Raw genomic sequence first — 19,694 nt, 5'->3', positions numbered from 1 at the left:
TCCGCACGAGGAAAGCCAGGCCCGCCATGCCCCGCCAGTTGCACCTCTCCGCCGCCATCGACAGCCCCGGCCGTTTCGACGCCGGCCACTACGCCGACCTCGCCCGCCTCGCCGAGCGGGCCGGACTGGACTTCGTCACCCTCGACGACTCCTTCACCGCCGAGCCGCGCCGCCCCGACGCGCTCGCCACCCTCGCCCGGATCGCCCCGTTGACCTCGCGGATCGGCCTGGTCCCCACCGTCACCACCACCCACACCGAGCCCTTCCACACCTCCATCTCGCTCAACACCCTGGACTGGGTGAGCGCGGGCCGGGCCGGCTGGCTGGTCGGCGTCTCCGGCACCGAGGCCGAGGCCGCCGCCTTCGGCCGCCGCCCGGTCGCCCCCGAGGACGAGCTGTGGGCCGAGGCGGCCGACGCCGCCGAGGTCGCCGCCCGGCTCTGGGACAGCTGGGAGGACGACGCGGAGATCCGCGACGCCGCCACCGGCCGGTTCATCGACCGCGACAAGCTGCACTACATCGACTTCGAGGGCCGGCACTTCTCGGTCCGCGGCCCGTCCATCACCCCGCGCCCGCCGCAGGGCCGCCCGGTGGTCGTGGTGCCGGTGGCCGCCGCCGACCTCGCCCGGGGCGCCTCCCCCGGCGGGCGGGCCCGGGTCGACACCGCGGTCCGGTACGCCGACGTCGTCCTCCTCGACGCCCCCGACCGGGCCACCCGGCTGACCGCCGCCACCGAACTGCGGCTGCGCTCCGGCGAACAGCTGCGCATCCTCGCCCGGCTCGACGCCACCCTGCCCGACCGGGCCGCCGAACTGCGGCTGATCGCCGAACTCGCCGCCATCGGCACCGGCGTGGACGGCTTCCACCTCGTCCCCGCCGAGCCCGGACGCGACCTGACCGCCCTCGCCGAGCGGGTCGCCCCCGCCCTGCGCGCCACCGGGCTGCTGCGGGCCGGTCACTCCGGCCGCACCCTGCGCGACCACCTCGGCCTGGCCCGCCCGGCCGGCCGCTACGCCGTTGCCGGCACCGGAAACGCCACCCCCGCCCCCACCCCCACCCTCGCCGAGGTGACCCGATGACGGAGCGTCCGCTCAAGCAGATCCACCTCGCCGCCCACTTCCCCGGCGTCAACAACACCACCGTGTGGAGCGACCCGGCCTCCGGCAGCCACATCGAGTTCGAGTCCTTCCGCCACCTCGCGCAGACCGCCGAGCGCGGGAAGTTCGACTTCTTCTTCCTCGCCGAGGGCCTGCGGCTGCGCGAGACCAACGGCCGCATCCACGACCTGGACGTGGTCGGCCGGCCCGAGTCGATCACCGTGCTGAACGCCCTGGCCGCCGTCACCGAACGGATCGGCCTGGCCGCCACGGTGAACGCCACCTTCAACGAGCCGTACGAACTGGCCCGCCGCTTCGCCTCCCTGGACCACCTCTCCGGCGGCCGGGCGGCCTGGAACGTGGTCACCTCCTCGGACGCCTTCACCGGGGAGAACTTCCGCCGCGGCGGCTACCTGGACCGTGCCGACCGCTACACCCGGGCCGCCGAATTCGTCGAACTGGCACGGAAGTTGTGGGACTCCGGCGACACCAGGGGCTTCGCGGACACCGGGGACGCCGAAGTGCGGCACGCCGGACGGCAGTTCGAGGTCCGCGGGCGGCTCTCGCTGCCCCGCCCGCCGCAGGGCCACCCGGTGGTCATCCAGGCCGGCGACTCCGACGAGGGCCGCGAGTTCGCCGCGGCCACCGCCGACGTCATCTTCAGCCGCCACTCCACCCTCGCCGACGGCCAGGCCTTCCACCGCGACGTCAAGCGGCGGCTGGCCGGCTACGGCCGCAAACCCGACGAGCTGAAGATCCTCCCGGCCGCCACCTTCGTCCTCGGCGACACCGACGCCGACGCGGCCGAACGCGCCGCCGAGGTCCGCCGGGCCCAGGTCGGGCCGCAGACCACGATCAACCACCTGGAGCAGGTCTGGGGCGTCGACCTGTCCGGCCACGACCCGGACGGACCGCTGCCGACCGTCGACCCCGACCCGGACAGCGCGCTGGTCCAGGGCCGGGTCCGCCTCCCGGACCCGGTGGGCACCGCCGCGCGGTGGCGTGCCCTGGCCGCCGAGAAGAACCTGACCAGCCGCGAGCTGGTCATCGAGGTGACCGGCCGGCAGTCCTTCATCGGCTCCCCCGCCACCGTCGCCGGGCAGATCGACCACTTCGTGCAGAACGACGCCGCCGACGGCTACATCCTCGTCCCCCACCTCACCCCGGGCGGCCTGGACGAGTTCGTCGACCGGGTCGTCCCGCTGCTCCAGGAACGCGGGGTGTTCCGCACCGACTACACCGGCCCGACCCTGCGCGACCACCTCGGCCTGCCGGTGCCCGGACGGCGCTAGGACCTAGCGCGACAGCTCGGAACTCAGAGCTCGTACACCGCGCCGGCCCGGGCCAGCTCCACCGGGCCGGCGTACGCGGCGGCGGCGTCACGGCGGTTGCGCTCGGCGTCCGTCCACGGCGGGATGTGGGTGAGCACCAGCCGGCGGGCCCCGGCGGCGGCCGCGTGCTCACCGGCCTCCCGGCCGTTGAGGTGGACGGCCCGGTAGGTGTCGCGGCCGTCCAGGTACGCGGCCTCGCAGAGGAACAGGTCGGTGTCGCGGGCGAGTTCCACCAGTTCGGGGCTCTCACCGGTGTCGCCGGAGTAGACCAGCGAGCGGCCGCCGTGCTCCAGCCGGAACGCGAAGGCGTCCACCGGGTGGTTGACCCGCGCGACGGAGATCCGGAACGGGCCGAGCTCGAAGCGGCCCGGAGTGAGCGTACGGAACTCGAACACCTCCTTCATTCCGGGGTTCTCCGGCATGTCGTACGCGCGGGCGAGCCGCTCGGCGGTCCCGGCCGGGCCGTACACCGGCAGCAGGTCGGGGCAGCCCTCGGCGCGGTAGTTGCGGGCGACCCAGTAGGCGCACAGGTCGACGCAGTGGTCCGCGTGGAGGTGGCTGAGCAGGACGGCGTCGACCTCGTAGAGGCCGGCGTACTTCTGCAGCGCGCCGAGCGCACCGTTGCCGAGGTCCATCACCACGCGGTAGCCGTCGGCCTCGACCAGGTAGCTGGAGCACGGCGAGTCGGCGGACGGGAAGCTCCCCGAGCACCCCACCACGGTCAGTTTCATCCGAGCCCCTCCGCCCCGACACGTCCTGGCTGCCCTGGAATACGGCATGGAAAACAGCATGGAAAACGGCAGGCCGGGCCGGTGGGCCGGCCGGTAGCACTGCGTTGGTGTGTCGAGGGTAAGGGCGGAGCGGCACTTTGCCCCCGTCCCCGTGCCGGGCTGTGGCTGGAATCACCCAGACCGCCGGGGCGGGGGCCGCGCCGTCGGATCAGCGGTGCCGGGGGCGGTTGCGGGCCCAGGCGCGGATGGTCTGGGGATACCAGCGGGGGTGTCCGCTGCCGTCGATCACGTCCGGTTCGGGCAGCAGCCCGTGCCGCCGGTAGTTGCGGACGGTCTCGGGCTGGACGTTGATGTGCCGGGCGATCTCGGCGTACGACCAGAGTTCGTTCCTGTTCACGAAGGCACCTCCGGGGGGACGGGGGCAGACGTTCGTGAGGCAGCCTCTCCGGACGGCACCGGGGCGTAAGCCGCAGAACGGGCGTCGTAGCCGTTCCGTGACGAACCGGGAGCAACGTACGGACAAATGGCCAACCGTCACTGCCGCCACGGTGGTGGCGTTCACCACCGGCCCGGTACGGTTCGCGGCATGACTGGCATCTGGATCGTTCTCCTGCTGGCGGGCGTCGCCGTGTCGGCCGCCGTCGCGGCGGCGCTGGTCAGGCGCACCCGCCCCGCGTCCCGCCCGGCCGCCCCGACCGGCCCGCGGCCGCACCCGGGCACCAAGGCCGGACCGGAGCCGCAGGAGATCTGGTGGGCGGAGGTGCCGTTCGAGGACGGCCCGGGCTCCAAGGACCGCCCCTGCCTGGTGCTGCGGGTGCACGGCCGGACCGCCACCGTCGCGAAGATCACCAGCAAGCACCACACCGAGCGCCCGGGTGTGCTGCCGCTGCCGCCCGGTTCGGTGGGCGACCGGCAGGGCCGGACCAGCTGGCTGGAGACCGACGAGCTCCGCGAGGTGCCGCTGTCGGCCTTCCGCCGCCGGGCCGGCACGGTGGACCGCCAGGTCTGGGCCCGGGCCCGGCGGGCGACCTCAGGGCACTAGTGGGGCGCCGGTCAGGGCGCTGACCAGGGCGCCGTCAGGCCGCCGGGCAGAGCCTAGGCCCAGAGCTGCCCCTGCAGCGCCTCGACCGCCGCCTCGGTGGACTCGGCGGTGTAGATCCCGGTGGAGAGGTACTTCCAGCCGCCGTCCGCGACCACGAAGACGATGTCCGCGCGCTCGCCGGCGGCCGCCGCCTTGCGGCCGACGCCGATCGCGGCGTGCAGGATGGCGCCGGTGGACACGCCCGCGAAGATGCCCTCCTGCTGGAGGAGTTCGCGGGTGCGGCGGACGGCGTCGGCGGAGCCGACCGAGAACCGGGTGGTGAGCACCTCGGCGTCGTACAGCTCGGGGACGAAGCCCTCGTCGAGGTTGCGCAGCCCGTACACCAGGTCGTCGTAGCGCGGCTCGGCGGCGACGATCCGCACGCCGGGGGCCTTCTCGCGCAGGTAGCGGCCGACGCCCATCAGGGTGCCGGTGGTGCCGAGGCCGGCCACGAAGTGGGTGACGGTCGGCAGGTCGGCGAGGATCTCGGGGCCGGTGGTGGCGTAGTGGGCGCCCGCGTTGTCGGGGTTGCCGTACTGGTAGAGCATGACCCAGTCGGGGTGCTCCGCGGCGATCTCCTTGGCGATCCGGACGGCGGTGTTGGAGCCGCCGGCGGCCGGGGACGGGATGATCTCGGCGCCCCACATCCGGAGCAGTTCGCGCCGTTCCTCACTGGTGTTCTCGGGCATCACGCAGACCATCCGGTAGCCCTTGAGCTTGGCGGCCATGGCGAGCGAGATGCCGGTGTTGCCGCTGGTGGGCTCCAGGACGGTGCAGCCGGGGGTGAGCCGGCCGTCGGCCTCGGCGCGCTCGATCATGTGCAGCGCCGGGCGGTCCTTGATGGAGCCGGTGGGGTTGCGGTCCTCCAGCTTGGCCCAGAGGGTCACCAGGCCGCCGTCATTGCCGGGGACGGCGGCGGACAGCCGCGGGAGGCGGACCAGCGGGGTGTTGCCGACGGCTTCGAGCGGACTGTCGTATCGCAAGGGAGGCCTCCGGCCACGGCGGTGAGGGTGAAGAGCGACGGCTCCCCCGCCCGGTGACGGGAGGGGGAGCCGGGAGGTCAGCGGGCGCCGCCGGCCACGGCGGGCAGGATGGTGACGCTGTCGCCGTCGGCGAGGGCGGTGGAGATGCCCTCCAGGAAGCGGACGTCCTCGTCGTTCAGGTAGACGTTGACGAAGCGGCGCAGCTCGCCGCCGTCGACCAGGCGGGCGGCGATGCCGGGGTGGCGGGCGTCGAGGTCGGTGAAGAGTTCCGCGAGGTTGCTGCCGTTGCCCTCGACGGCCTTGGCGCCGTCGGTGTAGGTGCGGAGGATGGTCGGGATGCGGACCTCGATGGCCATGGATGCGCTCCTGTGCGAGTCGTGGAGGTGGGTGGGCCGCAACGGGCGCGGCGGGGCGGAGGGTGGCCCGGGCTCGACGCCGCCGGAGGAGCGGCGGGGCCCGGGCGGGGCGGCTCTCAGCGCGAGCGCGCGGGCGTACCGGGACAGATCGCGCCGGCGTGCCGGCACAGGTCGATGTGCAGGCGCGCCACGAGGCGGGTGCCCGGGGCCTGGTTGCTCACATCGACGGAACGCATGGGCTCATCGTATAGATTCCCGGGCCCGCTCCGACATGCCCGTCTCGGAATCCGGATGTTGTCGTTTCCGATGCTGAGATTTCCCGGGGACGACCGGGCCCGCCGAGCCCTCGTTGCGGGTCGGCGGGCCGGGTCCAGGTGGGTGCCGGTCAGGCCGGGTAGGCCTCGACGACCTGGACGTCTTCCTCTGTGATCTCGCCGTCCACGATGCGGAACGAACGGAACTCGTAGGGGTCGGCCTCGTCGTTGCCGTCGGCGGTGGAGACCAGGACGTAGTGGGCGAACGGCTCGGAGGCGTAGCTCACGTCGGTGCGCGAGGGGTAGGCCTCGGTGGCGGTGTGCGAGTGGTAGACGATCACCGGCTCCTCGTCCAGGTCGTCCATCTCGCGGTAGAGCTTGAGCAGGTCGCCCGAGTCGAACTCGTAGAAGGTGGGCGAGCGGGCCGCGTTGAGCATCGGGATGAACCGCTCGGGCCGGCCGCTGCCGGCCGGTCCGGCGACCACGCCGCAGGCCTCGTCCGGGTGGTCGGCGCGGGCGTGGGCCACGATCCGGTCGCGGATTTCTCGGGTGATGGTCAGCATGTCGGTCAGGATGCCACGCACCGGCGGTCGGCCGCCGGGGCGTCCGAGGCCCGGTCGCCGGGTGTCCGCCAGCCGGTCGCGGCGGCGGACACCCGTACGGACACCCCGGCACGGACACCCGGTACGGACACCCGGTCGCGGACCCGGGCCGCAGGCCCGGGGCGTCAGGCGCGGGGCGTCAGGCGCCGTCGCGGGCGTGCAGGTGGTCGTGGGCGGTGCCGTGGACGGACTGCGGGTTGCGGCGCTTGAGCACCTGGTAGCCGATCACCAGCACCAGCGCCCAGCCGGGGAAGACGTACAGCGAGATCCGGTTGTCGGCGTCCAGCGCGATCAGCACCACGACCATGGCCAGGAAGGCGAGGGCGGCCCAGCTGACCCAGGCGCCGCCGGGCGCCTTGAAGGTGGGCGCCGGCAGGTGGCCGGCCTTCCAGGCCTTGCGGTAGCGGATCTGGGAGATCAGGATCATCGCCCAGGTCCACAGCCCGCAGACCGTGGCGACCGAGGTGATGTACTCGAACGCCCGTGCCGGGACGAGGTAGTTGAGGACCACGCCGGCCCCCATCAGCAGACAGGAGACGGTGATCGCGAACGCCGGGGTGCGGCGGGTGTTCAGCTTGGTGAGCTGCCCGGGGGCCTGGCCGCGCAGGGCGAGGTCGCGCAGCATCCGGCCGGTGGAGTACATCCCGGAGTTGCAGGAGGAGAGCGCGGCGGTGAGCACCACGAAGTTGATGATGCCGGCCGCGGCCGGGATGCCGATCTTGCCGAAGGCGGCGACGAACGGGCTGACGCCGGGCTGGAACTCGCGCCAGGGCACCAGCGAGAGGATGACCACCAGGGCGCCGATGTAGAACAGCGCGATCCGCCAGGGCAGCGTGTTGATGGCACGCGGCAGGGTCTTCTCGGGGTTCTCGCTCTCGCCCGCGGTGACACCGACGAGTTCGACGCCCAGGTAGGCGAACATGACGATCTGCAGGGTCATCACGGTGGCGCCGATGCCCTTGGGGAAGAATCCGCCGTCCTGCCACAGGTTGGTGATCGACGCGGTGTCACCGGCCTTGCTGAAGCCCAGGGTGAGCACGCCGATGCCGATCAGGATCATGCCGATGATGGCGGTGACCTTGACCATGGAGAACCAGAACTCGATCTCGCCGAACAGCTTCACCGAGATCAGGTTGGCCGCGTAGAGGATGACCAGGAAGGTCAGCGCACTGGCCCACTGCGGGATGCCGGGCGCCCAGAACTTGACGTACACGGCGGCGGCGGTGGTCTCGGCCATGCCGGTGACGACCCAGAACAGCCAGTACGTCCAGCCGGTGACGTAGCCGGCGAAGGGGCCGAGGAACTCCCGGGCGTACTCGGCGAAGCTGCCGGACACCGGGCGGTAGGTGAGCAGTTCGCCGAGGGCGCGCATGATCGCGAAGATCACCACGCCGGCCACCGCGTAGGAGAGGATCAGGCTCGGCCCTGACTTGGAGATGGCGGTGCCCGCGCCGAGGAAGAGGCCGGTGCCGATGGCGCCGCCGATCGCGATCATCTGGATCTGGCGGCTGCCGAGCCCCCGCTCGTAGCCCTCCTCGTCCGGTTTCTCGTCGACCACCTGGTCGTACGTCTGCTCGGCCATGGTCACCCGTCCTGGTGGGTCTCGTTTGTGGGGAGAAGTGGGGAGAAGTCGTACCACGCACGATCCGGATACCGGTGTTCATCTGAGCGATATTTGAGCATGGCCTGTGGCGATTTGCCCGATTTATGCGAAAATATCCCGGCCGCTCGTCCACATGCTGGACGGAACGGCCGGGACTTGCCCGAAAGCGGGCAGGATCGCCGGAGCGAGGGGCGGCGGACCGGAGGAAAGCGCTCCGGGATCAGTCGGTGATCGCCTCCAGCAGCGACTCCTGGAGCGCCCCGAGCCAGAGGTAGGCCATCACCAGCGGCTTGCGCTCGTCACTGTCCGGCAGTTCGTAGAGGCCCTGCTCGTCCTCCTCGGTGATCTCCAGCCGCGCCCCGAGGGTCAGCCGCAGGTCGTTGAGCGCGCCCAGCCAGCGCAGGCAGTCGGCGGCGGCCAGCTTGAGCACCCCGCCGCCGCCGAGGTCGTCCAGCGACCGGACCACCTGCAGCGCGTCATCCCGCTTGCGGGCCCGCAGGTCGAGCTCGGTATAGCGGCGGAACTCGCCGGAGGCGGCCCGCACCTCGGCGTCGGCCGGCTCGGCCGGGTCGCCGTAGGCGTCCGGGAACAGCCGGGCCAGCGCCGGGTCGGCGGGCGCCTCGGTCGGCCCCTCGGCGAACAGCGCCGCCAGCGGGTCGTCGCTCTCCCCGCCCGGGCCGGGGCCGATCAGCTCCAGCATCTGCACTTCCAGCGAGCGCAGGATGGAGGCCTCCACCTCGTCCAGCGCGATCGCCGCGCCACCATCGCCGGTGCTCTCGAACAACCCAGCCATCTGTATCGGTCAGCCCGTCTTCGTCGTCTTCGGCCGCGCCGCCGGACCGGCGGGCGGTCTAGTCAGTTGTGCGCCGCGTGGGCGGTCAGTCGTGCTGCAGCGTCGCCCACAGGCCGTAGCCGTGCATCGCCTGGACGTCCCGCTCCATCTCCTCGCGGGAGCCGCTGGAGACCACGGCCCGGCCCTTGGTGTGCACGTCCATCATCAGCTTCCGGGCCTTGTCCTTCGGGTAGCCGAAGTAGGCCTGGAAGACGTACTGGACGTAGCTCATGAGGTTGACCGGGTCGTTGTGCACGATGGTCACCCACGGCGTGTCCGGCTCCGTCACCGGCTGTCCTTCGACCTCCGGGCGCTCGATCTCCACGGGCGCGACACTCACCGGCAGGCCTCCTCGTTGCACACTCGTCCGTTACTCCTCAAGCCCCATGCTGCCATCCGGGGGACACCCGGGCGATTCCGCCCCGGCTCGCGCGACGAGAAATCGTCACTCTGACGCTAAGTGGTAGTAGCATCATCCTCATGGACGCCACATCAGTGCGCGCGGCCGCGTCGACCGCGCTGCTCACCGACCGCTACGAGCTCACCATGCTGCAGGCCGCCCTGCGCAGCGGGGCCGCGCACCGCCGCTCCGTCTTCGAGGCGTTCACCCGACGCCTGCCCAGCGGCCGCCGCTACGGCGTGATGGCCGGCACCGGCCGGGTGCTGGACGCCGTCGAGAACTTCCGCTTCGACACCGCCCGACTGGACTGGCTGTCCGGCCAGGGCGTGGTCGACGAGGAGACCCTGCGGTTCCTCGCCGACTACCGCTTCCGCGGCGACATCCACGGCTACCCGGAGGGCGAGGTCTACTTCCCCGGCTCGCCGGTGCTCACCGTCGAGGGCAGCTTCGCCGAGACGGTGATCCTGGAGACGGTGATCCTGTCGATCCTCAACTTCGACTCCGCCGTCGCCGCCGCCGCCTCCCGGATGACCGCCGCGGCCGGCGGCCGACCGGTGATCGAACTCGGCGCCCGCCGGGCCCACGAGCAGGCCGCCGTCGCCGCCGCCCGGGCCGCCTACGTGGCCGGCTTCGCCGCCACCTCCGACCTGGAGGCCGGCTACCTGCACGGCATCCCCACCACCGGCACCTCCGCGCACGCCTTCACCCTGGTGCACGACAGCGAGCGGGACGCCTTCCGGGCCCAGATCGAGTCGATGGGCCGGGGCACCACCCTGCTGATCGACACCTTCGACCTGCACGAGGCCGTCCGCACCGCCGTCGAGGTGGCCGGGCCCGAACTCGGCGCGGTCCGGATCGACTCCGGCGACCTCATCCTGGCCGCCCACCGGGTCCGCCGCCAGCTCGACGAGCTCGGCGCCGAGAAGACCCGGATCATCGTCACCTCGGACCTCGACGAGTACGCCATCGCCGCCCTCGCCGCCGCCCCGGTGGACGGCTACGGCGTCGGCACCAGCCTGGTCACCGGCAGCGGCCACCCGACCTGCGCCATGGTCTACAAGCTGGTCGCCCGCGCCGAGACCCCGGACGGCCCGCTCGTCCCGGTGGCCAAGCGCGCGGCCGGCGGCAAGACCAGCATCGGCGGCCGCAAGTGGGCCGCCCGCCGGCCCGACGCCGAGGGCGTCGCCGAGGCCGAGGTGGTCGGCACCGGGGCCGTCCCCGAGGAGCTGCGACCCCACCTCGTCCAGGTGCCACTGGTGCTGGCCGGCGAGACCGTCGGCCGCGAGCCGCTGACCGCCGCCCGCGAACGGCACATCCGGGCCCGGGCCGCGCTGCCGCTGTCGGCCACCCAGCTCTCCAAGGGGGACCCGGTCATCCCCACCGAGCTGATCGACTGATCCGCTCCGGGCGTCCGTCCCGACAGGCGTCCGTCCCGACAAGCGTCCGTCCCGACAGGCGTCCGTCCCGACAGGCGTCCGTCCCGACAGGCGTCCGTCCCGACAGGCGTCCGCGCGGACCGGCGGCCGGCCACAGGCCTTCCGCCCCCGCGCGCCACTCCCTAGAGTCAGCCGTAGAGTTCCCCTGGAGTTCCTCCCGAGCCGTCAGGCGTTCGCGAGGACCCCACCGCCGGGGCGCACCGCCCCCACATCCGAGGATGCGAGCCATGCACCGGGCACTGATCGTCGTCGACGTGCAGAACGACTTCTGCGAGGGCGGCAGCCTGGCCGTCGCCGGTGGCGCCGAGGTGGCCGCCGCCATCACCGACCTGATCGCCGAGTCCTCCCCCGGCTACCAGCACATCCTCGCCACCCGCGACCACCACATCGACCCGGGCGCGCACTTCTCCGCCGAACCGGACTACGTCTCCAGCTGGCCGGTGCACTGCGTGGCCGGGACCGAAGGCGTGGGCTTCCACCCCAACTTCGCGCCCTCGGTGATCTCCGGGGCGGTCGAGGCGGTCTTCGACAAGGGCGCCTACTCGGCGGCCTACAGCGGCTTCGAGGGACTGGACGAGAACAACCGCGGCCCGGTGGAGTGGCTGCGCGAACGGCAGGTCGACGAGATCGACGTGGTCGGCATCGCCACCGACCACTGCGTCCGGGCGACCGCCCTGGACGCGGCCCGGGCCGGCTTCACCACCCGGGTGCTGCTCGACCTCACCGCCGGGGTGGCGCCGGAGACCACCGCCGCCGCGCTGGAGGAACTGCGGGCGGCCGGGGTCGAGCTGGTCGGCACGCCGGTGGTCCGGCCGGCCTGAGGGCCGACCCCTCAGACCACCATCAGCTCCACCACGTCCGTCCCGCCCGCCCGGTAGGCCTCGCGCAGCTCGCCGCCGACCGCCTCCGGGTCGGCGGCCAGCCGGGCGCCGGAGACGTACACCACCCGGATCCCCAGGTACTCCATCCGGTGCTGGCCGCCGCGCACCCAGGCGGCCTCGCCCTCGCTGACGCAGCGCAGGTCCGAGTCCACCTCCACCGCGACGCCCTGCTCCGGCCAGTAGAGGTCCGGGACACCGATGTAGGTGCCGCCGCGCATCCGCAGCTCCGGGGCGACCAGCGGGGCGGGCAGCAGCCACTCGTCCACCAGCCGGTCGACCCGCTCCAGCACGAACTCCCGCTCCGCAGCGAGGAGTTCATCCAGCGCGGCACGCACCCGGGGCTCCCCGGTCAGCCCCGACTCGACCAGCTCGACGGCCAACTCCCGTACCGTGCAGCGGTTCTCCGGGCGGGCCACGGCCTCCCGCAGCACCTCCCGGACCGGCACCGGGGCGTCCACCGGGAGCCCCTCCGCCGTCCACTCGCCCAGCGCGTCGGCGACCGCCCGGGCCACCGGGGCGCAGGCCAGGCCGTGCACCGACCTGGCCTCCAACTCCCGCTCGGTGCGCCGGATCCGCACCTCGCCGGCGTCCTTGAGCCGGCGCTGGCGCGGCACCAGGACGTCCACCCCGGTCACCGCGGGCAGCCGGGGCACTGCGGCGAAGCCGTACAGCGCCAGCGCGGCCGCGCCGGTGATCACCGCGCCCTCCCGGCGGCCCTCCTCCCGGCCGTTCTGCGCCGCGTACAGCAGCGCGGCCCACATCCGCTGCTCCGGGGTGGGCTCGCCGCCCTGGAGCAGGTAGACCCTGGGCAGCAGCCGCTGCCAGGGCCCGCCGCGGCGGCAGTGCTCGGTGATGACCCGGGCCGGCACGCCCCGGGCGCGCAGCTGGCTCGCGGTGACGACGTTCTGCTGACGCTTCGCCAGCTCCTCCAGGGACGGCGGCGGCGAGGGGATCCGGTAGCTCATGCGCACACCATCCCCAACCACCGCGACCCGCGTGACACTGCCTGACGCACTGTTACCCAACCGTCGCGAAACCGGGACCAGCCTGCACTAAAGTCCCCATACCCTCACTCATTTGGAGTAAATGACGTTCATATGGCTATCAGCTTTGATCGAAAACGATCGCCCACCTGGTCGTCTGACCCAGAGTGATCAAGGGCATACGGCGAGGGACCCCCGGGGCGTCAATCGTGCCCCTGGGATTGCCTAGGCTTACGTCATGTCACGTGACGAGACCGCCGGCCTCCGCGCGGCCCAGCTCCGCCTCGGCCGTCTGCCCGGATACGTCCGCCGCCCGGACCCGGCCCGCCGCAGCGGTGAGAAGGGCCATACGTACAAGAAGGGCTGGGAGGTCCGCTTCACCGCCCGGAGCGAGGCCGAGATAGCAGAGATCCGCGACCTCGTGGTCGCCGCCGGGTTCGCGCCGGCCAGACCCTTCTTCAAGGGCCACCAACTCATCCAGCCGGTCTACGGCATGGCAGCCGTGCAGGCCTACCTGGCCGCTAGACAGGCGGCCGAGGAACACGCCGAGCGGGTCGAGCTCGGCCGTCGACGACGGGCCGCGGGGGCGCGCACGGGCGCGACGCACACCGGAGGGGCGCACCCGGGCGGCGGGCACGCCACCGGGGCACCCGGCACCCGTCGGTGCGAGCGCGAGGAGGCCGCCGCGGGAGCCGCGGCGGCGGCTGCTTCGGCTGCCGCGGCAGCCGCCCAACTGGCCCGGCGCCGGGCCGTCGGATCCTTCCCCGCCCAGGTCGAGCGCGGCAGCACCGCCGACGACCTGATCACCCCCACGGAGGCCCGCCCGAACTCCTGACCGGGCGACACCCTCCCGTCCCGCCCCGCGCCCCGGTCGCCGCAAGCCGCCGGGGCGCATTCGACCTGCCCGCCCCACCCGCCCCGACGCACCCCCCGTCGTGAGTGCGGTTGCGCAGGCGGTTGTGCGGGCGCGGCTTCGCGCCCTGGGCGTGGACGCCGGACCCGACAGGCCCTACGGTGGCACCTCAACTGCCGTGCGACGACTGCCGTCCTACCTCCTCTGACCAGCTGCGACACGCTCGCACCCCCGTCCCCGCACCACTGTGCAGCACTCCCCCCGACCGGGCCCCAGCGCCCCCCGACCGGCCCTCCCCCCGGCAGTACCGCCGCCCGCGCCGCACCACCCGCCACCGGAACCGGACGCACCGCAGCGGGTTCCAGGCATTCCATCGGATTGGTCACCCAGCGCACCGAGGGCCTACCGTAGAGTGAGCACAGATGATCGACCGTCAGAAACCCATCTCCCCTTCCGGGAAGACGAGATGACCAACCGTCACGCGAGCACCGCCGAACCTCCCCCGGGGCCCGGCGAACCGGAGGACGTACCGCTCGAGTTCGCGGCCTTCTGCGAACTCCACCGTCCCCGGTACCTCAGCTACGCCCGGGTGTGGCTGACCGAGCACGCCGACGCGGCCACCGCCGTCCAACAGGCGTTCGCCGAAATCGCCGTCCAGTGGCGGGAATTGCTCACCAGCCCCAACCCCACCGCGCTCGCCTGGCAGATCCTGCGCGGCACCGTCGCCGAACACACCCCGGAGGAGACCCCCGTCCCCGACCGGCACCCCGCCGACGACGACCTGGCGATCCTGCACTACGTCGTCGGCCTCGCCGCCCCCGAGATCGCCGACGTCATCGGCACCGACACCGCGAGCGTCGCCGGACGGCTCCGGCGCACCATGCTCCGCGAGGCCTCCGGCTGGTGAGCCGCCCGGCGCCCGGTGACCGGCGGGCGACCGGCAGGCGGCAGGCGGCGACCGGCGACCGGCGACCGGCGACCGGGGTCAGACCCGCTCGCCCGTCACATCGAACAGGTGGTGCACCGGGTCGTGGATCAGGTAACGGGCGAAGGACTCGACGGTGAAGCGCGCCCCGTCGCTGCGGTTCCCGGTCCGCCCCCACTGCTCCCCCGACACCGCCCCGAACGCCGTCGCCAGGGCCTCCGCGGCCTCCGCCAGCTCCCCGGCCACCACCCGCGGCCGCTGCTCCCAGTAGCGCTCGGCGGCCGCCGTCTCGTCCTGGTCCCAGTTCGCGAACAGCGGGCCGTCCTGGTCGAGCATCAGATTCAGCCGGACCAGGAACAGCCGGAAGACGTCCCGGACGTGGCAGGCGTACTCCAGGTCCGACCAGATCTCCGGGCTCGGCCGACGGCGCAGCCCGTCCTCGTCCCCCGCCAGCACCGTCAGCCAGCCCTCCGCGTTCGCCCGGACCATGGCGGCGACGTCCGTCGCGGCCACCGCCGGGGTGTCCAACCCGCAGTCGGGGCAGGCACGTTCCAGCACCCAGGTCCAGTCCTTGGTGTCGGGGACGATCGCATCGGCGGGGGCGGCGAGGTGCTCAGGAGTGCTCATGGGCCCAGCATGGCCGCCCCGCACCCCGCCCCACCAGCGGCAAGGCCGCCAGCGACCGCCGAAATGCTGCCAGGCCGGCGCCCGCCCCCGACCAGCACACGGTCACCGCCCGGCGCGCTCGTACTCCAGCCTGGCCGCCAGCAGACCGCCCAGGTTCTCCCTGGTCCAGTCGCACATCGCGTCCATCGGCCCGAGCAGCGTCCGCCCCATCGGCGTCAGCGCGTACTCGACCCGCGGCGGATTCTCCGCGTACTCGGTGCGGACCACCGCGCCGTCCTGCTCCATCGAACGCAGTGACTCCGCCAGCACCTTCGCGGTGATGCCCGCCAACGGCACCCGCAGCTCCGAGAACCGGCGCGGCCCGTCCTCCAGGCAGCGGATGATCCGCCAGGCCCACTTGCGGCTGCCGAGCACCGGCACCGACTGCACCGGGCAGTCGGCCGGGAAGAAGTCCGCCGGCAGCGGCGCCGGCCTGCTCTGCGTCATGCCCCGACCGTACCCGGAGGGCCGGTTCCGGTGAAGCCGGTTCCGGTGAAGCCGGTTCCGTTGAAGCCGGTTCCGTTGAAGCCGGTTCCGTTGAAGTAACCGGCACCCCTTGACCTACCGTCACGGCGACGACGGGCGACAGCGCCCGCCACCGACCCACCGGAGACCCCACATGACCGCCACCACCACGCCCCGGCAGCAGCACCGCGCGGACGTCATCGTCTACGGCGCGGGCGGACAGGTCGGCCGCGCCGTCATCGCCGAGGCCCGCCGCCGCGGCCTCACCGTCACCGCCGCCGTCCGCGACCCCGAGCGCCACGCCGACCTCGCCGGCGACGGCGTCACCCTGGTGCGCTGCGACGTCACCGACCCGGCCGCCGTCGCCGCCACCGCCCCCGGACACCCGGCCGCCGTCAGCTCCGTCTACACCCCCGACACCCCGTCCACCGAGTTCTACCGCGCCGCCACCACCGCCCTCGTCGACGGCCTCGCCCGGGCCGGTGTCCCCCGCCTGCTCAGCGTCGGCATCGCCACCACCCTGCAGACCGCCCCCGGCATCGCCGTCCACGACGACCCCGAGTTCCCCGACGCCTACCGCACCTTCTCGCTCGGCCACTCCGCCGCCCTCGACCTGCTCCACGACTCCCCCGACACCCTCGACTGGGTCGTCGTCACCCCGCCCATCGACCTCGACCGCACCGCCCCCGGCACCGGCCACTACCGGGTCGGCGGCCCCCACGTCCTCGGCCCCCGGATCGCCCAGGCCGACCTCGCCCTCGCCATCGTCGACGAACTCACCACCCCCACCCACCACCGGCAGCAGATCGCCGTCGCCGAGTAGGCCCCGCACGGCACAAATCCCTGCACGAACCGGCCCCGCCCGGCATCCTGGGCACCATGGCCACGGACCTCTCAGCCCTCGCGGTGAAACCCACCCTGCACGGCCCCACCATCCGCCTCGTCCCCCTGGACGCCCGGCACACCGACCCGATGTGGGCCCTCTGCGCCGACCGGGAGACCAACCGCCTCACCGGCACCCGCACCGCCTTCACCCGCGACCGGATCGCCCAGTGGTGCGCCACCCGCGCCGACCAGCCCGACCGGCTCGACCTCGCCGTCGAAGACCCCGCCACCGGCCGCTTCCTCGGCGACACCGCCCTCACCGACGTCGACCCGGACAACAACTCCGCGTCCTACCGGATCGCCCTCACCCCCGACAGCGTCGGCCGCGGCATCGGCACCGAGACCACCGTCCTGGTCCTCCGCCACGCCTTCGCCACCGTCGGCCTCCACCGCGTCCGCCTCGAAGTCTTCGAGTACAACGAACGCGCCGCCCGCGCCTACACCAAGGCCGGCTTCACCCTCGAAGGCCGCGCCCGCCAAGCCCACCACTGGGACGACCGCTACTGGGACGTCCTCCACATGGCCGCCCTACGCGACGACTGGCTCAGCACTCACTGACCGGCCCCACCGTAGGGCGGCTGCGGAAACAGCCCCTCAGCCGCCCGCCGACGCCTCCGCCTCGCCACCACCACCGCAGCCACCGACACCCCGACCACCACCACACCGGCCGCACCCGCGCCGATCACCAGCCCGGTGCCGTCACCACCCCCACTGCCGGCCGCGGCCCCGGGAGCCACGGGCGCCGGAGAAGGCCCGTCGGCCGCATCACTGTCCTCATCGATCTGAGGCGTGCCCTTCGACTCCGGCCGCTTAATCAACGGGTTCTCCGTCGGCCCGTTGTCCACAGCGGAATTGGGCTCCAGTGCCTTCGCGGGGGCGACAATCCCGTACCCGTAGTGGTTGTTGGGCACCACCGTGCCGTCTGCGGGAGGCGTCGCCGACTTGATCATCCGGTTGATCACCTGCCCTGCCGACAAGTTCGGATATTTGGACCGGATAAGTGCAGCGGTGGCGGAGACATAGGCGGTGGAGTCGGACGTGCCGTCCGCAACCACATAGCTTGTCGGCGACTTCGCCGAGGCGTGGTAAATGCCCACGCCTGGCGCGATCAGCGTGGTCTCGGAACCTGATGTGGAGTCTTCCCAGACGGCTCCCTTGGAGTCCACTGCCCCTACGGCCACTACCCCCGGGAAGGCCGCCGGGTACCCGACGCCTTGGGTCGAACCGTCGTTTCCTGTGCCCGCAACCAGAACGACATCTTTCGACACCGCATATGCGACGGCCTTTCTCGTCTGCGAGTCGAAGCGCGACGATCCCACGATGGACATATTGATGACCTTCGCTTGGTTGTCCACTGCGAAGCGGATCGCTGCCGCCAGGTCGTTCTGCTGCGGAATAGCGCCGCCGTCGCTTGTCCGCACCTTCACGGGAAGGATCTTCGCCTTGGGGGCCAGGCCCACCACTCCGGCCTGGGCGCCATGTCCATGGCCTGCAATCAGGCTCGCCATTCCCGTGCCATGACCGACGGTATCGGTACGACCGTCCGAATTGATCCCAGAGAAGTCAGCCCCCGGAAGAACCTGCCCGACCAAGTCCTGGTGATCCGAACTCACCCCGCTGTCGATCACCGCAACAGTGACGCCCTCGCCCTGGCTGACCGGCCAGACCTTGCTCTCGGCGCCGAATGTCTTCAAGGCCCACTGCTGGTCCCGAATCTGATCGGCCAAAGCCGTCGGCGCTGCAACGCCCCACACCAGTGCCCCAGCCGCAAGGAACACCGCACCACGCGCCAACCGGCGGCTCGTCAAACCGGTCACCCCACTCAACGAGGCGTCCCGCAGATCATCGACCTGCGGGACGCGATCAGATCACCCGTCCGTTCTCGGAACGGCCTCATTCCACCACGTTCGGATTGGTCGGCTTGTCCAACGCCCACGACTCCTCGTCTTCGACGAGGTAGTCCGGGCGCTTGCCTTTCCTCCCACGCTCCTTCTTGCGGTGCTGCGCTTCACCCATCGGAACACCAGGAGACATGACGCCGCTGCCACGAGGCCCAGGCTCGGTCAGCCGGTTACGCGCCCCCAGCCCGGACCCTCCTTCGGTGAAGGTCTGCTTGCCCTGCACTCCGCCAACGGGTGGCGGCGTCTCCCGGACAACGCCACCAGGCCTGGCCAGAGACCCGCCCACTTGTTTGACCCCGGACGCTCCTCGGCTCCCAGCGCCGATACCCGGAAAGACTTCGCCAGCATCGGCGCTGGCGGCGCGGCCGCCACGCGGCCCCGCTCCCTCCACCGGCGGTACGCTCCCAGGGAAGCCCTTGCCACCGAACCCTGTCTTGCCCTGGCCAAGGCCGGGCCCCATCGGGGCGCTCTGCATGGTGGGCCCCACGGGATTGGCTGACGTCTGCCCCCCACCGCCAGCAATCGGTCCGCTTGCAGGACTTGTGGGCGATGTCGTACTTACGCCCGATGTCTGGGTCCCAGAGGTGGCGGGGCTCGGCACGCTTCCAGTCGGTCGGGGCACCGGAGTACCCGAGATTCCCTCATCAGAACCGCCGCCTGAAGGAAGCACCGGCTTCGGCGCTGCTTTCGCCGCACCGCCCTTGATCCCCGTGTCAGTCGGAGCAGCCTCGCTCTTGGGCGTCGAGCCTGCCGCGATCTGGGCTGAGGAGGATCTGGGCCGTTGCGGCGCATTGACGGCAGTCGACCGCCCAGACGTTCCCCCTGCTCCGAAAGACGCTCCCGAGAACACTGCAGCCGTCATGGCCGCCGCCGCGTTACTCGGGTCACCCTGCGATCCCGGATCGGTGGTGTTCTTGTCAATGTGCTTCTGCGAAGGCATCGGCGGCGCCTTCAGGGCCGGCGTGGCAACTCGGTAGTGCATCGCGAGGGTCTGCATCACAGCGGCCGCTTCGGCCTTCTTGGCGTCGGTGACCTGGATGTGGTCGTCCTCGGTGCTGAAGAAGTCCCCGACCTGGTCCTTGACCTTGTCCCAGGTGTCGGGTTCCTCGGGCATGGTGCGCTTCGCCGTCGCCATCGCCTCGGACATGTTGTGCAGCGTGTTGGCCGCGTCGTTGGCGTACGCGGCGGCCTCGTTGATGTTGGCGGCGAGGGTGAGCATCGAGGTGTGGAAGGAGTCGCTGGTGGTGCCGTCCCAGGCCGTGGCCGCCTCGGTGCTCACGTTGGTGAGGGTCTTGCGGATCTCCTTGAGGGTGGTCGCCGCCTTGCGCCAGGGGTCGCCGGCGGCCATCACCGCGCCGGGGTCGAGGGCCTGTGCCATCTTGCGGAGATCGGCATGGCTGTACTTGGTGAAATCGGTGTAGGTCACGGG

The 19,694-nt window shown here is 72.3% G+C and carries 23 protein-coding genes; 9 read left to right on the top strand and 14 right to left on the bottom strand.

From position 1 onward, the window contains the following. Positions 1-26: 26 nt before the first annotated feature. Together ABTY61_RS11735 and ABTY61_RS11730 are read left to right on the top strand one after the other, a co-directional pair. Entirely contained in the window at positions 27-1,079 is a 1,053-nt protein-coding gene (locus ABTY61_RS11735; RefSeq protein ID WP_350504784.1) for an LLM class flavin-dependent oxidoreductase, read from the top strand. Beyond that, positions 1,076-2,389, top strand: coding sequence for an NtaA/DmoA family FMN-dependent monooxygenase (locus ABTY61_RS11730; protein ID WP_350504783.1), 1,314 nt, complete (start codon positions 1,076-1,078; stop codon positions 2,387-2,389). The genes ABTY61_RS11735 and ABTY61_RS11730 overlap by 4 nt, the downstream gene beginning before the upstream one ends. Before the next feature lie 23 nt (positions 2,390-2,412). Here the strand turns inward: ABTY61_RS11730 and ABTY61_RS11725 are convergent, their stop codons facing one another. Further along, complete coding sequence (locus ABTY61_RS11725; protein WP_350504782.1) at positions 2,413-3,159, bottom strand: MBL fold metallo-hydrolase; 747 nt, start codon at positions 3,157-3,159, stop codon at positions 2,413-2,415. A gap of 208 nt (positions 3,160-3,367) precedes the next feature. Then, the gene (locus ABTY61_RS11720) at positions 3,368-3,556 is read right to left on the bottom strand and encodes a MerR family transcriptional regulator (RefSeq protein ID WP_350504781.1); all 189 of its coding nucleotides are present in this window, start codon (positions 3,554-3,556) and stop codon (positions 3,368-3,370) included. A 189-nt stretch (positions 3,557-3,745) separates the two neighbouring features. On the opposite strand from ABTY61_RS11720, the gene ABTY61_RS11715 reads away from it, so the two are divergent. Next, positions 3,746-4,201 carry a type II toxin-antitoxin system PemK/MazF family toxin gene (locus tag ABTY61_RS11715; RefSeq protein WP_350504780.1) on the top strand — a complete coding sequence of 152 codons (456 nt, stop codon included), beginning with the start codon at positions 3,746-3,748 and terminating at the stop codon, positions 4,199-4,201. 53 nt (positions 4,202-4,254) lie between these two features. Here ABTY61_RS11715 and ABTY61_RS11710 read toward each other — a convergent pair whose 3' ends face one another. The 7 genes from ABTY61_RS11710 to clpS form a co-directional block, all read right to left on the bottom strand. Then, positions 4,255-5,223, bottom strand: a complete 969-nt coding sequence (locus ABTY61_RS11710) for a PLP-dependent cysteine synthase family protein (protein ID WP_350504779.1) — start codon at positions 5,221-5,223, stop codon at positions 4,255-4,257. 77 nt (positions 5,224-5,300) lie between these two features. Then, a complete protein-coding gene (locus ABTY61_RS11705; protein WP_097237732.1) occupies positions 5,301-5,579 on the bottom strand; it encodes a MoaD/ThiS family protein in 279 nt (92 codons plus the stop codon). A 116-nt stretch (positions 5,580-5,695) separates the two neighbouring features. Continuing rightward, positions 5,696-5,815 carry a putative leader peptide gene (locus tag ABTY61_RS11700; RefSeq protein ID WP_317621128.1) on the bottom strand — a complete coding sequence of 40 codons (120 nt, stop codon included), beginning with the start codon at positions 5,813-5,815 and terminating at the stop codon, positions 5,696-5,698. 149 nt (positions 5,816-5,964) lie between these two features. After that, positions 5,965-6,396 (bottom strand): M67 family metallopeptidase, encoded by a 432-nt coding sequence (locus ABTY61_RS11695; RefSeq protein ID WP_350504778.1) that lies wholly within the window; start codon positions 6,394-6,396, stop codon positions 5,965-5,967. Between the two features lie 178 nt (positions 6,397-6,574). Then, the gene (locus tag ABTY61_RS11690; RefSeq protein WP_350504777.1) at positions 6,575-8,017 is read right to left on the bottom strand and encodes an amino acid permease; all 1,443 of its coding nucleotides are present in this window, start codon (positions 8,015-8,017) and stop codon (positions 6,575-6,577) included. A gap of 241 nt (positions 8,018-8,258) precedes the next feature. After that, positions 8,259-8,831 carry a DUF2017 domain-containing protein gene (locus tag ABTY61_RS11685; protein WP_350504776.1) on the bottom strand — a complete coding sequence of 191 codons (573 nt, stop codon included), beginning with the start codon at positions 8,829-8,831 and terminating at the stop codon, positions 8,259-8,261. 85 nt (positions 8,832-8,916) lie between these two features. Then, a complete protein-coding gene (gene clpS, locus ABTY61_RS11680; protein WP_030284071.1) occupies positions 8,917-9,210 on the bottom strand; it encodes an ATP-dependent Clp protease adapter ClpS in 294 nt (97 codons plus the stop codon). 140 nt (positions 9,211-9,350) lie between these two features. Between clpS and ABTY61_RS11675 the strand changes: the two genes are divergently transcribed. Continuing rightward, the gene (locus ABTY61_RS11675) at positions 9,351-10,667 is read left to right on the top strand and encodes a nicotinate phosphoribosyltransferase (protein WP_350504775.1); all 1,317 of its coding nucleotides are present in this window, start codon (positions 9,351-9,353) and stop codon (positions 10,665-10,667) included. Positions 10,668-10,933: 266 nt separating this feature from the next. Continuing rightward, complete coding sequence (locus ABTY61_RS11670; RefSeq protein WP_350504774.1) at positions 10,934-11,527, top strand: isochorismatase family protein; 594 nt, start codon at positions 10,934-10,936, stop codon at positions 11,525-11,527. An 11-nt stretch (positions 11,528-11,538) separates the two neighbouring features. On the opposite strand, the gene ABTY61_RS11665 is transcribed toward ABTY61_RS11670, so the two are convergent. Then, complete coding sequence (locus ABTY61_RS11665) at positions 11,539-12,552, bottom strand: hypothetical protein (RefSeq protein WP_350504773.1); 1,014 nt, start codon at positions 12,550-12,552, stop codon at positions 11,539-11,541. A gap of 256 nt (positions 12,553-12,808) precedes the next feature. Here ABTY61_RS11665 and ABTY61_RS11660 point away from each other — a divergent pair, with 256 nt between their 5' ends. Further along, positions 12,809-13,405 carry a hypothetical protein gene (locus ABTY61_RS11660; protein WP_350504772.1) on the top strand — a complete coding sequence of 199 codons (597 nt, stop codon included), beginning with the start codon at positions 12,809-12,811 and terminating at the stop codon, positions 13,403-13,405. Positions 13,406-13,889: 484 nt separating this feature from the next. Further along, entirely contained in the window at positions 13,890-14,330 is a 441-nt protein-coding gene (locus ABTY61_RS11655; protein WP_350504771.1) for an RNA polymerase sigma factor, read from the top strand. Between the two features lie 78 nt (positions 14,331-14,408). On the opposite strand, the gene ABTY61_RS11650 is transcribed toward ABTY61_RS11655, so the two are convergent. Both ABTY61_RS11650 and ABTY61_RS11645 read right to left on the bottom strand, forming a co-directional pair. Then, on the bottom strand, positions 14,409-14,975 hold the full coding sequence (locus ABTY61_RS11650; RefSeq protein ID WP_350504770.1) for a DinB family protein: 567 nt from the start codon (positions 14,973-14,975) through the stop codon (positions 14,409-14,411). Between the two features lie 102 nt (positions 14,976-15,077). Continuing rightward, a complete protein-coding gene (locus ABTY61_RS11645) occupies positions 15,078-15,461 on the bottom strand; it encodes a winged helix-turn-helix transcriptional regulator (protein WP_350504769.1) in 384 nt (127 codons plus the stop codon). Between the two features lie 172 nt (positions 15,462-15,633). Between ABTY61_RS11645 and ABTY61_RS11640 the strand changes: the two genes are divergently transcribed. Both ABTY61_RS11640 and ABTY61_RS11635 read left to right on the top strand, forming a co-directional pair. Continuing rightward, positions 15,634-16,302 (top strand): NAD(P)-dependent oxidoreductase, encoded by a 669-nt coding sequence (locus tag ABTY61_RS11640; RefSeq protein WP_350504768.1) that lies wholly within the window; start codon positions 15,634-15,636, stop codon positions 16,300-16,302. A 56-nt stretch (positions 16,303-16,358) separates the two neighbouring features. Then, positions 16,359-16,922 (top strand): GNAT family N-acetyltransferase, encoded by a 564-nt coding sequence (locus ABTY61_RS11635; protein WP_350504767.1) that lies wholly within the window; start codon positions 16,359-16,361, stop codon positions 16,920-16,922. Here ABTY61_RS11635 and ABTY61_RS11630 read toward each other — a convergent pair. Beyond that, complete coding sequence (locus tag ABTY61_RS11630; protein ID WP_350504912.1) at positions 16,916-18,181, bottom strand: S8 family serine peptidase; 1,266 nt, start codon at positions 18,179-18,181, stop codon at positions 16,916-16,918. The two genes, ABTY61_RS11635 and ABTY61_RS11630, sit on opposite strands and share 7 nt — an antisense overlap. 76 nt (positions 18,182-18,257) lie before the next feature. Next, positions 18,258-19,691 (bottom strand): WXG100-like domain-containing protein, encoded by a 1,434-nt coding sequence (locus tag ABTY61_RS11625; RefSeq protein WP_350504766.1) that lies wholly within the window; start codon positions 19,689-19,691, stop codon positions 18,258-18,260. Between the last annotated feature and the right edge of the window lie 3 nt (positions 19,692-19,694).

This window comes from Kitasatospora sp. NPDC096128, from assembly GCF_040303105.1.
GTDB lineage: Bacteria > Actinomycetota > Actinomycetes > Streptomycetales > Streptomycetaceae > Kitasatospora.
This window is presented reverse-complemented; position numbering and strand designations above follow the sequence as displayed.

What these genes read in the sequence shown, in the direction of transcription:
- ABTY61_RS11655 (WP_350504771.1), top strand. Translation starts at nt 13,890, where the DNA reads ATGACCAACCGTCACGCGAGCACCGCCGAACCTCCCCCGGGGCCCGGC.
- ABTY61_RS11715 (WP_350504780.1), top strand. Translation starts at nt 3,746, where the DNA reads ATGACTGGCATCTGGATCGTTCTCCTGCTGGCGGGCGTCGCCGTGTCG.
- ABTY61_RS11705 (WP_097237732.1), bottom strand. Translation starts at nt 5,579, where the DNA reads ATGGCCATCGAGGTCCGCATCCCGACCATCCTCCGCACCTACACCGAC.
- ABTY61_RS11685 (WP_350504776.1), bottom strand. Translation starts at nt 8,831, where the DNA reads ATGGCTGGGTTGTTCGAGAGCACCGGCGATGGTGGCGCGGCGATCGCG.
- ABTY61_RS11660 (WP_350504772.1), top strand. Translation starts at nt 12,809, where the DNA reads ATGTCACGTGACGAGACCGCCGGCCTCCGCGCGGCCCAGCTCCGCCTC.
- ABTY61_RS11665 (WP_350504773.1), bottom strand. Translation starts at nt 12,552, where the DNA reads ATGAGCTACCGGATCCCCTCGCCGCCGCCGTCCCTGGAGGAGCTGGCG.
- ABTY61_RS11670 (WP_350504774.1), top strand. Translation starts at nt 10,934, where the DNA reads ATGCACCGGGCACTGATCGTCGTCGACGTGCAGAACGACTTCTGCGAG.
- ABTY61_RS11690 (WP_350504777.1), bottom strand. Translation starts at nt 8,017, where the DNA reads ATGGCCGAGCAGACGTACGACCAGGTGGTCGACGAGAAACCGGACGAG.
- ABTY61_RS11650 (WP_350504770.1), bottom strand. Translation starts at nt 14,975, where the DNA reads ATGAGCACTCCTGAGCACCTCGCCGCCCCCGCCGATGCGATCGTCCCC.
- ABTY61_RS11725 (WP_350504782.1), bottom strand. Translation starts at nt 3,159, where the DNA reads ATGAAACTGACCGTGGTGGGGTGCTCGGGGAGCTTCCCGTCCGCCGAC.
- ABTY61_RS11735 (WP_350504784.1), top strand. Translation starts at nt 27, where the DNA reads ATGCCCCGCCAGTTGCACCTCTCCGCCGCCATCGACAGCCCCGGCCGT.
- ABTY61_RS11635 (WP_350504767.1), top strand. Translation starts at nt 16,359, where the DNA reads ATGGCCACGGACCTCTCAGCCCTCGCGGTGAAACCCACCCTGCACGGC.
- ABTY61_RS11640 (WP_350504768.1), top strand. Translation starts at nt 15,634, where the DNA reads ATGACCGCCACCACCACGCCCCGGCAGCAGCACCGCGCGGACGTCATC.
- ABTY61_RS11730 (WP_350504783.1), top strand. Translation starts at nt 1,076, where the DNA reads ATGACGGAGCGTCCGCTCAAGCAGATCCACCTCGCCGCCCACTTCCCC.
- ABTY61_RS11645 (WP_350504769.1), bottom strand. Translation starts at nt 15,461, where the DNA reads ATGACGCAGAGCAGGCCGGCGCCGCTGCCGGCGGACTTCTTCCCGGCC.
- ABTY61_RS11700 (WP_317621128.1), bottom strand. Translation starts at nt 5,815, where the DNA reads ATGCGTTCCGTCGATGTGAGCAACCAGGCCCCGGGCACCCGCCTCGTG.
- ABTY61_RS11675 (WP_350504775.1), top strand. Translation starts at nt 9,351, where the DNA reads ATGGACGCCACATCAGTGCGCGCGGCCGCGTCGACCGCGCTGCTCACC.
- ABTY61_RS11695 (WP_350504778.1), bottom strand. Translation starts at nt 6,396, where the DNA reads ATGCTGACCATCACCCGAGAAATCCGCGACCGGATCGTGGCCCACGCC.